General features: G+C 64.4%; 14 protein-coding genes. 9 read left to right on the top strand and 5 right to left on the bottom strand.

Annotated elements, in window-relative coordinates:
• Positions 1 to 2 precede the first annotated feature (2 nt).
• The 5 genes from AUR64_RS18250 (at position 3) to AUR64_RS18235 (ending at position 3,927) form a co-directional block, all read left to right on the top strand.
• Positions 3 to 386 (top strand): DUF2073 domain-containing protein, encoded by a 384-nt coding sequence (locus AUR64_RS18250; protein ID WP_058583399.1) that lies wholly within the window; start codon positions 3 to 5, stop codon positions 384 to 386.
• A 3-nt stretch (positions 387 to 389) separates the two neighbouring features.
• Entirely contained in the window at positions 390 to 1,229 is an 840-nt protein-coding gene (locus tag AUR64_RS18245) for an OapC/ArvC family zinc-ribbon domain-containing protein (RefSeq protein WP_058583398.1), read from the top strand.
• A 234-nt stretch (positions 1,230 to 1,463) separates the two neighbouring features.
• Positions 1,464 to 2,933, top strand: coding sequence for an MATE family efflux transporter (locus tag AUR64_RS18240; RefSeq protein WP_058583397.1), 1,470 nt, complete (start codon positions 1,464 to 1,466; stop codon positions 2,931 to 2,933).
• 104 nt (positions 2,934 to 3,037) lie between these two features.
• Complete coding sequence (locus AUR64_RS21450) at positions 3,038 to 3,127, top strand: hypothetical protein (protein ID WP_425498495.1); 90 nt, start codon at positions 3,038 to 3,040, stop codon at positions 3,125 to 3,127.
• A 17-nt stretch (positions 3,128 to 3,144) separates the two neighbouring features.
• The gene (locus tag AUR64_RS18235) at positions 3,145 to 3,927 is read left to right on the top strand and encodes a DUF7089 family protein (RefSeq protein WP_058583396.1); all 783 of its coding nucleotides are present in this window, start codon (positions 3,145 to 3,147) and stop codon (positions 3,925 to 3,927) included.
• Positions 3,928 to 4,058: 131 nt separating this feature from the next.
• On the opposite strand, the gene AUR64_RS18230 is transcribed toward AUR64_RS18235, so the two are convergent.
• Positions 4,059 to 4,637: a DUF7090 family protein gene (locus tag AUR64_RS18230; RefSeq protein ID WP_058583395.1), complete on the bottom strand. Its 579-nt coding sequence runs from the start codon at positions 4,635 to 4,637 to the stop codon at positions 4,059 to 4,061.
• Positions 4,638 to 4,761: 124 nt separating this feature from the next.
• On the bottom strand, positions 4,762 to 5,211 hold the full coding sequence (locus AUR64_RS18225) for a DUF2391 family protein (protein WP_058583394.1): 450 nt from the start codon (positions 5,209 to 5,211) through the stop codon (positions 4,762 to 4,764).
• 131 nt (positions 5,212 to 5,342) lie between these two features.
• Here AUR64_RS18225 and AUR64_RS18220 point away from each other — a divergent pair, with 131 nt between their 5' ends.
• On the top strand, positions 5,343 to 6,023 hold the full coding sequence (locus tag AUR64_RS18220) for a class I SAM-dependent methyltransferase (RefSeq protein ID WP_058583393.1): 681 nt from the start codon (positions 5,343 to 5,345) through the stop codon (positions 6,021 to 6,023).
• A gap of 27 nt (positions 6,024 to 6,050) precedes the next feature.
• Here AUR64_RS18220 and AUR64_RS18215 read toward each other — a convergent pair whose 3' ends face one another.
• From AUR64_RS18215 to AUR64_RS18205, 3 genes are all read right to left on the bottom strand, one after another.
• On the bottom strand, positions 6,051 to 7,184 hold the full coding sequence (locus AUR64_RS18215) for an ABC transporter ATP-binding protein (protein ID WP_240479633.1): 1,134 nt from the start codon (positions 7,182 to 7,184) through the stop codon (positions 6,051 to 6,053).
• Positions 7,177 to 8,904, bottom strand: coding sequence for an ABC transporter permease (locus AUR64_RS18210; RefSeq protein WP_058583444.1), 1,728 nt, complete (start codon positions 8,902 to 8,904; stop codon positions 7,177 to 7,179). The genes AUR64_RS18215 and AUR64_RS18210 overlap by 8 nt, the downstream gene beginning before the upstream one ends.
• Before the next feature lie 73 nt (positions 8,905 to 8,977).
• Positions 8,978 to 10,108: a thiamine ABC transporter substrate-binding protein gene (locus AUR64_RS18205; protein ID WP_058583391.1), complete on the bottom strand. Its 1,131-nt coding sequence runs from the start codon at positions 10,106 to 10,108 to the stop codon at positions 8,978 to 8,980.
• A 154-nt stretch (positions 10,109 to 10,262) separates the two neighbouring features.
• Here AUR64_RS18205 and AUR64_RS18200 point away from each other — a divergent pair, with 154 nt between their 5' ends.
• The 3 genes from AUR64_RS18200 to AUR64_RS18190 all read left to right on the top strand — a co-directional run bounded on the left by AUR64_RS18200 (position 10,263) and on the right by AUR64_RS18190 (position 12,327).
• Positions 10,263 to 11,267 carry an AI-2E family transporter gene (locus AUR64_RS18200; RefSeq protein WP_058583390.1) on the top strand — a complete coding sequence of 335 codons (1,005 nt, stop codon included), beginning with the start codon at positions 10,263 to 10,265 and terminating at the stop codon, positions 11,265 to 11,267.
• A gap of 54 nt (positions 11,268 to 11,321) precedes the next feature.
• A complete protein-coding gene (locus AUR64_RS18195) occupies positions 11,322 to 11,963 on the top strand; it encodes a helix-turn-helix domain-containing protein (protein WP_058583389.1) in 642 nt (213 codons plus the stop codon).
• A 76-nt stretch (positions 11,964 to 12,039) separates the two neighbouring features.
• On the top strand, positions 12,040 to 12,327 hold the full coding sequence (locus AUR64_RS18190; protein WP_240479632.1) for a HalOD1 output domain-containing protein: 288 nt from the start codon (positions 12,040 to 12,042) through the stop codon (positions 12,325 to 12,327).
• Positions 12,328 to 12,359 lie beyond the last annotated feature (32 nt).

The following is a 12,359-nucleotide window of genomic DNA, read 5'->3' as shown; positions in this document are numbered from 1 at the left end:
CAATGCCCGAAGTAAAACGCGGCGACCACGACGGCATTCAAATCGACCTCATCAGCGGCGCGCGGATGGAGAACATGCGGAGCATGGAGAAAATCCGCCTCATCCTCGACAGCGTTCGCGACGGGAAAATCGTCATCCTCGAAGACGGCCTCTCACCCGACGAGGAGTCGAAGCTCATCGAGGTGACGATGACCGAGATTAGCCCCGACAACTTCAGCGGCATCGAAATCGAGACGTACCCGCACAAAAGCAGCGACAGCGGGTTCCTCGGGAAGCTGATGGGCCGTGACTCGACGAAGAAGCTCACCGTCATCGGGCCGGCCAACCAGATAGAGACGCTCCACAAGGACGAAACACTCATCAGCGCGCTCATCTCCCGGAAGTAGCGTATGCCGCACGAGTGTACGAACTGCGGCGAGACGTTCGAAGACGGGTCGAAAGAGATGCTCTCGGGCTGTCCGGGCTGTGGTGGCAACAAGTTCCAGTTCCGTCCGTCGTCCTCGTCGTCATCGTCGTCGCCATCGACGAAGTCGGCCGCCGACTCGGAGCCTCCAGCGTCAGGCACGTCGACGTCGGCGACATCGCAAACTGCAACGAGAACCGATTTCGACCCTTCGACCGACCGCAGACAGTCGAACTCCGCCGCAGAGACCAGCAACACCGAATCGACCCGAGCGTGGCCCGGTCAGGAGACGTCCGAGGACACCGACTCGGGGTCGCAGAAACCGTGGCCGGAAACGGCCCGCGAACCCGCGAACCGTAGCGGGTCGAGTACGTCCGCCGACTCGGACGTAACCGTCGACCCTCGGCGCTCCGGAGAGACCTCGCCTGCGGCTCCCACCAGCAGTCAGTCGCGTCCACCAGCGGAGGCGTCGTCGACCACCGACCCCTCTGCAGTCGAAACCGGTGCCTCGGCGGCCGAATCACGGGAAGACCGCGCGCAGGCCGACGCCCGAAGCGGGACCGTCAGTCCGGACGAAATCTCGCGCGCCGCACCCGCGGACGCAACACAGTCCGCAGCCGAATCCGCAGGTGCCGACGACAAACCGGACCTCTCGACGCTCCGCGAGGAACTCAACGAGCAGTTCGAGAGTATCAGAATCGTCAGTCCCGGTCAGTACGAACTGAATCTGATGGAACTGTACGACCGCGACTCCTACATCATCTCGCTGCAGGAAGACGGCCACTACGTCATCGAGGTACCCGAGACGTGGAACCGAGACGACTGACTCCGTCTGTCTGACTTTCTCCGACTCCGCTTCTCCGTTCTCCATTTCCGGCTCCGCTCTTTTTGTCCAGTTCCGACCGCTTCTCCGTTCTCCACTGCTCCTCTCTATCCACGTTTTGGTCCGTCGTCACCTCCAGCGTGCTCGGCGTTAGTAGCACTCGCCAGCAGCGTCCGATACCGGCAGCGCTCCCGGATGGCCGAAACGGTTTGTTCGCACGGCCCTTGCGTCCGATAGATGTTGGCCATCCTCCGAGAGCGTACTCACCGCCTGTTGATGTTGTATCCGGCGTTGCTCGCGCGACTCGGCCTCGTCGACCGGAAACGGGGGGCCGAAGCGTTCGACTTGGCGATTCCGGTGATGGTCTCCGGTGGGATGCGGACGCTTCTGCGCATCGCCGACTTCTTCATGGTGAGTCTCGCACTCGGCGGCACCGCCGTTGCGGCGCTCGAACTCGGCTTTCAGTACTACTTCGTCGCCTTCGGCCTCGCACTCGGTCTCACGAGCGGGACCATCAGCGTCGTCTCGCGGGCGACCGGCGAGGGCGACAAAACGGGTGCTGATTTCGCCGTCAAGCAGTCGCTGTGGCTCTCGCTTCTCGTTTCGGTCCCACTGACTCTCGTCAGTTGGGTGTACGCCGACGTGCTCGTCGGATTGCTCACGAACGACTCGCAAGTGGTGGAACTCGGTGCGACGTATCTCCGTATCGTCATGCTCTCGGCGGCGTTTCGCTTCTGGAACATGACCGCCTCGCGGGGACTCGCGGGCGCGGGCGACACCCGGACGCCGATGTACGTCCGTCTGCTCACGCTGCCGACGAACATCGGCCTCAACGCGGTGCTCATCTTCGGTCTCCTCGGATTTCCGGAACTCGGCGTCGCCGGCGCGGCGTGGGGAACGGTCATTGCGAACACGCTCGCGTCGGTCATCTTCTTCGCACTCCTCGTGTCGGGGCGTTACTCGGTTCGTCTCCGTCTCGACGGGAAACAGTGGGATACGGGCGTCGCACGCGAACTCGTCCGCGTCGGTCTGCCACTCGCCGGCACCCGTCTCTCGCGGACGTTCGGTCGGTTTCCGTTTCTGTTCATCCTCGGCGTTCTCGGCACCGACATCGTCGCGGCGTACGCCATCGGCCGGCGCGTCATGCTGCTCGCGTTGATGCCCGCGTGGGGCTACTCGACGGCGTCGAGCACGCTCGTCGGCCAACATATCGGCGCGGGCGACGCCGAGGAGGCCGACGCCTACGGCTGGCAGACGCTCAGAATCGCGCTCGTCACCCAACTCGCTATCGCAGCGGCGCTGTTCGTCGGGGCACGACCGCTCGCGGAACTGTTCGGCGCTGGCGACGTCGGTCTGACGGTGACGTTCATCCACGTGTTCGGCCTCGGCGTCGCCGGATTCAGCGTCGCCCGGACACTCCGCGGTGGCCTCCGCGGGGCAGGTGATACACGCTGGCCGCTGTACGGCGGTCTCGTGGGCACGTACGCCGTTCGACTCCCGTTGGCGGCGCTTGCGCTGCCGGTCGGGTTCGGCGTCTCGCTGTTCGGATTCTCGTTCGCACCGGGAATGGGACTCGGACTCACCGCGGTGTTCGCGGCTATCACCGCCGACTTCTACGCTCGCGCGGCGGTCAACGGCTTCCGCTACTGGAGCGGCGCGTGGAAAGACGTCGCCCAGCGCTCCGGCGTCGGCGCGTCGGCGGACTGACCCGGCGTTCTCGCGTTCTCACCCATCCGGCCCCCAGCAGAGAGGTTCCGACAAGCCACGCCTTTTCAGCACGTTTTAAGCGCACGCGGTGACACGCTATCGCCATGAGCACGGCGACGAAAATCGTTCTCGGCACCGTTGGCATCTCGGTCGTACTCGGCGTGAGTATCCTCGCGTTCACCGTCTTCGGCTGACGCGACGACACCGAACGATGTTCCAAAAAAGGCAACTCAGCGACGAGCTTCGAGCGGTTAGAGACGAGTACGCCCCGGAGACGCTCGTCGTCGACGCCGACGCTGACTTCGAGACGATTCCACCGGCGGCCGCCGAAGACCTCGGTCTGCTCGCGGACTCACTGGACCCGGCGACGTACCCCTCCGAGTGGATCCCGGAAGACTCACCCGTCCTGCTGCAGCGATACGCGGGTGGCACGTTCACCATCGGGATGCCCGGCGACGGCACTATCGTCTGGACGCGACAGACGAGCCCCCCGACTGTCATCGCCAAGAAGCGCGCCGAGGGGACGCCCGAAGCGTTCCTCGAATTCCTCTTTGCAGAGGCGTTCGTCCAGATTCACCTCGACGCCCCTGAACACTTTCTCCCGTTCTTCGGCGAACGCTACCGCGAACTCGACGGGGCAGTGTCGCTGACGCCGGCGGAACTGTATCAGGTCGCGGCCGCGCTGTACGAGGGGTGGCTCGGCGTCCAGAGCCGTGAGGTGTTCGCGGCGTTCGAAGACGACTACCCCGACCTGTACGACGGGTGGCTGGACGCGGGGACCCGCCTCGAAGGCCGAATCGAGGGACTTCCCGGCGAAGTCGCTCGCGGAGACACCTCCTTCGTCGATGCGACGGAACTGGCGTGTTCGGGGCTGAAACACGCTCTCGAACTCCCTGCACCCTTTGCGGCGTTGGACACGACGGCGTACCGAGACCACGGCGCGGCGTACGCAGTCCGCTGGGCCGAGAAGACGTTCGCGGCGCTGCGCGACTGACTGGACACGTGATTGACCGAACACGCGACTATCCGTGACTGACTACGACTATCCGTGACTGACTACGACTATCCGTGACTGACTGTCGCTGCCCACGAGCTTCCCTTCGCTTCTGACCGACTGTCGAGCCGTCAGCCTTCGTAGCTGACGCTGCCGTCTTCTGCGAGGTCGACGACGCCGTCGAACAGTTCTCGGAACCGTTCGAGCACGTCCGCGTCGTGAACCTCCTTCGAGAGGTGGAAGATGCCGACGGCGTCGTTCTCTTCCAGCAAGTCGAGCAGTTGTTTCGACGCCTCGTAGACGCCGTCTTCGTCGGCGTAGTACGCCATCTCGGTGAGCGAGTCGACGCTGACCCGGAGCTTTCCGGGATGGCCTTCGAGGAACTCACGCGTCTGCGCGACGATGCCGTCGAGGTCGTCCGGTGAGGAGACGTAGTGGACGTGGTCCGATTTTCGCCGTGAGTAGCCACGCTCGACCGAGAGCGTGTCGAGAATGACCGCGCGGGCCTCGTCGACGTCGTAGTGTTCGAGTTTCTGTTCGACCTCACGGGCGGTCGTCCGCGTCGAGATGACGAGGAAGTAGTCGGTGTCGGTCTTCAGAAAGTCGGTGTCGATGCGGTCGGTCTCGCCGATGCTCGGATGCAGAAGAAGCAGGCCAGTCCCCGCAGGGATGGTATCTGGAGCGTTTTCGATGGCGAGGCTATAATCCATATCGGAGAAACCAACCGAACTGACTTAACAATGCGGGCTGGCACCCCGGCGCGCGACTTGAGTCGGTGAGTACCTCGGCACGCGACTCGGTCGGCAACCTCCAACACACTCCATCGGACGGTGTTCAGAACACGCTGTCGGCGGTTGCCGCGCCGATAACGCTGAACACGGCACCGATGCTCGTCGCCTTGAGCGTCGTCAGTACCTGCAGTCGAAACGTGATGTCGGCGGCGTCGACGTGGTTCGGGATGAGCGTCGCCGGCGCGTCGAACGACAGTGCGAGGATGAACACCGAGAGATACGCGACGAGGATGAGCGAGACGAACCGCAGCGGAATCCCACCCACTTCGGCCTCACGGTCCGGGTCGCGGTCGTCGTCGGCTTTGTACAGCGTCCCGTAGCCGATAGCGAGCACCATCCCGATAGTCAACACCGCCTGATACCACGCCATCCCGACGGCGAGCGCCCAGACCTCGTCGGTGACGACGAACGGTCCCGCGAGCAGGAACCCCCCCACAACCTGCTGTGCGATGTCCGTTAGCTTGAATCGGCGGTGCCGACCGACGCGAACCATGGCGACCTGTTGCGGTCACTGAATGTAAACGTCACGCGTTCGACCGACGAGCGACGTTGGACACCGGACGCTGTCCGCTCACACACCGCCGACTCCGAATCGACTTTACCCACCCCCGCCGACGTACCGCCATGAGTGTCCGCGAGGAGTTCGACACGTGGGCGGCCGACGGCCGCGACAAGGGGATGGAGGAACGCCACTGGCACACCGCGAAACACGTACTCGCTCGGATGCCCGTCGAAGCGGGCGAGACGGTTCTCGACCTCGGAACCGGCAGCGGTTACGCGCTTCGTGCGCTCCGCGACACCAAGAACGCGGGCCGCGCGTACGGACTCGACGGCTCACCGGAGATGGCCCGAAACGCCCGCGAGTACACCGACGACCCGAACGTCGGCTTCGTCGTCGGCGACTTCGACGAACTCCCGTTCGCCGACGACTCGGTCGACCACGCCTTCTCGATGGAGGCGTTCTACTACGCGGCCGACCCCGAGCATACGCTCGAAGAACTCGCACGTGTCGTCCGCCCCGGTGGCACGTTCTACTGCGCGGTCAACTACTACGAGGAGAACGTCCACAGCCACGAGTGGCAGGAGAACATCAGCGTGGAGATGACCCGCTGGAACCGCAGCGAGTACCGCGACGCCTTCAGAAACGCCGGGTTCTACGTCGCCGAACAGGACAACGTCCCGGACCTCGACATCGAGATTCCGCCTGCAGCGGAGTTCCCGACCGATAGCTGGCAGACCCGCGAGGCGATGGTCGAACGCTACCGAACACTCGGGACGCTGTTGACCGTCGGCGTGGTTCGGTAGCCGTCGTCGACCTCCGACGCAGTACCGCTACAGTTGGTCCTCGAACACGTGGCCGTCACCGGGGTCGAACCCCAACTCGACGGCCGTGCCCGCTTCCGGCGGCTCCGCCGCCCGAACCGTCACCTCACGACCCTCCCAGTCGAGGTGGACGCGCGTCGTCTCGCCGAGGAACTCGGTCTCTCGGACCGTCGCGGTGAACCGGTTCTCGCCGCCGTCGATTTTCAACTGTTCGGGTCGAACACAGAACGCGACGCTCCCACCGTCGGAACGAGGCGACTGTGACGCCTCGACCCCTGCGATTTCGCCTGTAGACCCCGAACCTTGACTCGATGCCTCCACCTCGAACACCGTCTCACCGACCCGTACGTGAAGCCGTCGCAACCCCTTCGTTTCGCGTGCAACCTCCGGTCTGTCGCGCACGTCGACCAGTTCACCCTCGAACAGGTTGTTGTCGCCGACGAACGACGCGACGAACCGCGTTTTCGGGCGCTCGTACACCTCTCGCGGCGGTCCGACCTGTTCGACGCGGCCGTCGTTCATCACGGCGACGCGGTCGGAGACGGCCAACGCCTCCTCTTGGTCGTGAGTGACGTACACCGTCGTGATTCCCAGTTCCGACTGAATCTTCTTCACTTGCAGTCGAAGTCGCTCGCGCAGACGAGCGTCGAGCGCACTCATCGGTTCGTCCAGAAGAAGTAGTCGCGGACCGGGTGCGAGCGCCCGGGCGAGTGCGACACGTTGTTGCTGACCGCCCGACAGTTCCGTCGGGTCGCGGTCGCCCGTCCCCGGGAGGTCGACGAGTTCCAAGAGTTCTGCAATCCGCTCGTCGCGCCCGCGGCGGCGCTCCTCGTCGGCAAACCGCAGGCCGTAGCCGACGTTCTCGGCGACGCTCATGTGCGGAAACAGCGCGTAGTTCTGGAAGACGACGCCGACGTTGCGGTCTTCGGGAGGTACCCCCGAAACGTCCTCGTCGCCGAATCGAATCTCTCCCGCCGTCGGCGACTCGAACCCCGCAATCAGTCGAAGCGTCGTCGTTTTCCCACATCCAGAGGGGCCGACGAGCGTGAAGAACTCGCCGTCGCGGACGTGGAGGCTCACCTCCTCGAGCGCCGTCGTCCCGGCGTACTGCTTGCGGACGCCGTCGAGGTGTATCTCAGACACCGCGAGACCTCCCACCGAACCGCTCGATGACGACGAAACTGAGACTGGTCACGAAGAGCAGAATACAGCCCATCGCGGTCGCTGGGCCGAGGCGACGACCGAGATAGCGTTCGACGGCGACTGGCATCGTGTAGCTGTTCGACCCGGTCGCCAAAATCACCGTCGCGTCGAACTCGCCGATGCTGATAGCGAACGCGAACGCTGCGCCGGCGACGACGCCCGCAGCGACCAGCGGCAGTTCAATGTCCCACAGCGCCCGCGTCCGCGACGCGCCGAGACTCCGCGCGGACTCGACGAGTTTGGCATCTAGATTCCCGAGCAGCGGCGCGACGTTGCGGGTGACGAACGGGTACGCACTCACGGCGTGTGCGGCGACGATGGCGATAGCACCGGCGACGGTGAAGCGGTAGCCGAACGCCTCGAAGCCGAACACCAGTCCCCGAAGCAAGCCGAGACCGACGACGATTCCGCTGACCGCCAACGGAGCCATCGAAAGCGCGTCGACCACTTTCCGGCCGCGGTAGCGACGCGTCGTCAACACCGCCATCACGACGCCCATCGGCAGCGCTAGAAGCAGCGTCCCGACCCCGAACAGAAGCGAGTTGAGAACCGCCGGCAGCGGTTTCACCTGAAACGCGGCCGCCGTCGCCTGTCGCTGAAGCAAGAACTCGTAGTAGCGCGTCGTCAGCGAGCCGTCCGGGGCGGTGACGCTCGAAAGCAGCATGCTGACGATGGGGGCGACGAAGACGAGCAGCACGACGACGCCGTAGCCGGAGACGGCGACACGCGAGAGAACGTCGCGCGCGGAGAGTCCTCGAAGCGACTCCGGAAGCAGCCGTTTTCGAGGGGCGGGTTGTGCACCCGCGCCGAACGCCGCGGTCTGCTGTTTGGCTTCGTAACGAAGATACGCGTACGTCAGCCCCAACGAAACGGCCGTTTCGACCACCGCGAGCGCCGCGGCGTCGGCGTACGCCAACTGCTGGACGCGGTAGTAGACGAACACCTCGATGGTCGCGTACTGCAACCCGCCGAGCGCCAGCACGATGGGGAACGATGCGAACGTGAACACGAACGTCAGCGTCGCAGAGACGAGAATCGCCGGAACCAGTTGTGGAAACACCACGTCGAGAAACGCCCGCGCCGGCGATGCACCGAGACTCCGCGCCGTCTCGACGGTTCGGGCGTCGACGCTCTCCCACGCCGCCGTCGTCATCCGGGTCACGAGCGGCGCATTGTAGAACGCGTGTGCGACGATAATCGCCGGCAGCGTGTACAGCAGGTTCACCGGGCCGAGGCCGAAAAGTGAGAGAAGACGATTGAGCGTGCCGTTCGCGCCGAACGTGGCGACGAAGCCGATAGCGACCATGATGGAGGGAAGGACGAACGGGAGAATCGTCAGCGAGCGAACCGTCTCTCGGCCTCGGAACTCGAAGCGCGACAGCACCCACGCGCCCGGTAGACCGAGCGCAACGCTGGCGACGGTCGACAACGCGGCCTGATACGCGGTGAACCCGATGATTTCGACGAGATAGAATCGGGAGGTGAGCACGCCGGCCAGCGGCGCGAACGTCAGTTCGCCGTCGTCGACGACGGCTTCGACGAGCACCGTCGCAATCGGGTAGTAGAACAGAACGAGAAGAACGACACCGGTGACGACGGCGACGAGCGTCAGTGCGTGGGCTTCGACCCACCCGGAGGCCGTTTGCTGTCGACGACTGATGCCCGAGAGGGACTCGCCGCCGTCAGTGCGTTTCTCTCCCCTCTCGTCTCCGCCCGCAGTCGCGTCGCTCACGTCAGTTGCTGGCGAACTGTTGGGCCCACGCGTCGGTCCACTCACTGAGGTTGCCTTGGAGTTCCTCGTAGGTGAAGGTGACCGGCGTCTCGGGTTCCTTCGCGTACTGTGCGAAGTCTTCGGGGAGCGGTGCGTCCGAAATCGCCGGGAACGCAACGTTTCGGACGGCGATTTCCGCCTGCACTTCGGGCCGGAGCATGAACGAGAGGAACTGGTTTGCGAGGTCCGGACTGGGTGCGTCGGCGAAGCGGGCCATTCCCTCGGGGTTGGCGTACGCCTCGCCGTTCAAAAAGCGAATCTGGTGTTCGCTGAGGTCTTCGCCCTCCGCGTTGGCGAACACCTGGTCCGTCGAGTAGGAGACGACCATCGGTGCCTCGCCGTTCGAGTAGGCGGCGTACGCGTCTTCCCACTTCCCGAGCACGCGGACGCCGTTGTCCTGTAACTGGCTCCAGTAGTCGAGATAGCCGTCCTCGCCTTTCGCTTTGATAGTGTGAAGCAGGAACGCCTGCCCGGTCGCACTCGACTGCGGGTCCTGTGCGAGGAGGTCACCTTCGAACTCCGGGCGCAGGAGGCCGTCGAACGTCTCCGGGGCCGTCGCTTGGTTCTCGTTGTAGACGAGACTGATGTAGCCGGTATCGTACGGAACTGCCCGCTCTTGCGGGTCGAACTCTAACCCCGACTTGACGGCGTCGCGGCCCTCGACAGCACCGGAATCGACGGACGCGAACAACTCGCCGTCGACGTTTTCGTCGACGCGGATGAGCATGTTCGTGTCGAGGCCGACGTAGGCGTCGGACTCGATATCGACGCCTTGGGCGGCGCGTTCGATGAAGTAGTTGATTTCGTTTTCGGGGGTCTGCCACTCCAACGTGGCGTCGAACTCGGACTCGAACTGCTCTTTTATCCACGGTCCGGGACTCGAACTCGGTGCGTCGACGAACGACGTGTACGTCGCTACGCGGAGCGTCGCGGAACCCGACGGTGTTCCGGTGGTCGTGCCGGTTTCGGTTCCCTCCGTGCTCTCGTTCGACGCCGAGTCGCCGCCGTCGTCGACGGGTTCGGCGCTACACCCGGCGACGAGCGCCGACACACCTGCTGCGCCTGCCGCTTTGATGAAGTTCCGTCGTCTCATTACGTGGTTGTTACACCGAGTGATATTTAACGGCGGTGGTACGCCTCTGCTCGACTGCCGGACCCATGTACTCTCACACGCAGAAACGCCTCATTCGAACCGGTGGGTCGGACCACACCCGAACGGCTATTAGGGTCTCCTCGGAACCTCCGGCGTGACTTTCGACAGACGGTACGTGCTCGGCGGACTGTTCGTCGTCACGGCGCTTCTCGCCGCAGTGATACTCGCCGACGTGTTGGCGACAGTGTTCTTCGCAATTACGGTGGCGTATCTGCTCTCGCCGCTCCGGCGGGAACTGACTCGCCGCGGTCTCTCCGCGTGGACGGCGAGCGCCGTCGCCACCGCGGGGGCGTTTCTCGGCGTCGTCGTCGTCGCGGCACCGCTCGTCGGTGTTCTCGTCCTCCGATTCGAGGCGCTTCGTGGGTTGCTCGATATCGTTCCGGACGCGGTGACGCTGGAGTTGGCAGGCTACGTGTACACCGTGACGTTCGACGAGGCGACGGCGGTGACGCTCTCGGTGCTGCGGTCGCTCGCACAGGACGTGGTGGTCGCCGCACCGGTTCTTCTCATCAAACTCTCGGTGTTCGCGCTCGTCGTCTTCGCCCTCCTCATTCGAGCGGGGACGACGCGGGAGTCGGTGTTCGCACTCGTCCCACCCGGCTATCGGGACGTGGCGACGGCGCTCGACGAACGCGCACGCGACACGCTGTTCGCCATCTACGTGCTGCAGGCGGCGACGGCCGTGGGAACGTTTCTCGTCGCCATCGTCGTCTTCGCGCTCTTGGGCTACGACTTTCCGGTGGCACTCGCCACCGTCGCGGCGGTGTTGCAGTTCATCCCCGTACTCGGGCCAAGTCTTCTTCTCTTGCTTCTGGCGGCGTACCACCTCACCATCGGACAGACCGTCGCTGCGCTCCTCGTCCTCGTCGTCGGCGGGTTCTTCGTGGCGTTTCTCCCCGACGTTCTCATCCGGCCGCGTCTCGCCCAGCGAACCGCGAACCTCCCCGGAAGCATCTACTTCGTCGGCTTCGTCGGCGGACTGTTGAGTCTCGGTGCGCTCGGCGTCATCGTCGGACCGCTCGTCGTCGCCCTCGTGTTGGAGTCCGCCGAACTGTTGTCCTCGGAACTCAAAGCCGACGCCTCGAATAAATTAAACTGATACGTCCCCGGTCTTTTCCGTCGTCAGTGACTAGATACGGGCCGTGTTTACGCAATGACTCTCTACGCCGAGTTCACCCTCCCACCCGACGTTCTCCCGTTCGGGTCGATTCTTGCGGCGTCCTCGGACGTACGCATCGAACTCGTCCGGGTCATCCCCACGAGACCGGACGTCTTCCCGTACTTTCGCGTCAGCGGTGCCGACGAAGACGCGGTTGTCGACGTATTCGCCACGCACGACGCCTTCGAGAGCGTCGAGGTGCTCGGCCCCGACGGCGACGGCACGCTGTTTCGGAGCCGCTGGACGGACGCCGCAGACGAACTCCTCGCGGGCTTTGCCCGCCTCGACGTAGCGCTTCTGAATGCGACGGGCACCTCCGACGGTTGGACGTTCAAGTGCCGCGCGCCGACGCGCGACGGACTCTCGGCGTTTCGGGAGTACTGTGAGAACTGCAACATTCCCCTGAGTCTTCGCCAACTCCGGCGACTCGACGGTACTCAGCCACAGTCGGAAGGGCTGACCAAGGCACAGCGGGAAGCGCTGTTGCTCGCATTCCACCGTGGCTACTTCGACGTTCCCCGACAGGCCTCACTCGACACGTTGGCCGACGAGTTCGACATCAGCAGACAGGCCGTCGCCGACCGCCTCCGTCGCGGCTACCGCAACTTGGTCCGTCGGAGCCTCATCGAGCAGTGACCGCGGATACGGGGGTGATAAATGACGTTACATAATCAGAGGACAGACTCTCTAAGTTCCACGGATACCCGATGTTGTGACAATCACCTCCCCGCTTATCACTCCCGGGCCAAACGCGAAAACTTACGAATGCCGCAAAGGCGAACGACCGAGCGACACCGTCGTCAGGGCCGTCGCCGACGCGACGACGACGGACGAACTCTCGCTGCCGCCGCTCCTTGACGCTCTCGACCCCGACGCACTGGACGACCTTCTCCGCCCGTTCGAGGCGAATCCCACGCGTGGCCGAGTCGTCGAGTTCCACTACGCAGGCGTTCACGTCTCGGCGTTCGCCGACGGCCGCGTCGTCGTTCAACCACACTGACTACGCTGTCGTTCGACGTGCCGACTCCGTCG

The sequence above is a fragment of the Haloprofundus marisrubri genome (genome assembly GCF_001469955.1).
Taxonomy (GTDB): domain Archaea; phylum Halobacteriota; class Halobacteria; order Halobacteriales; family Haloferacaceae; genus Haloprofundus; species Haloprofundus marisrubri.
This window is presented reverse-complemented; position numbering and strand designations above follow the sequence as displayed.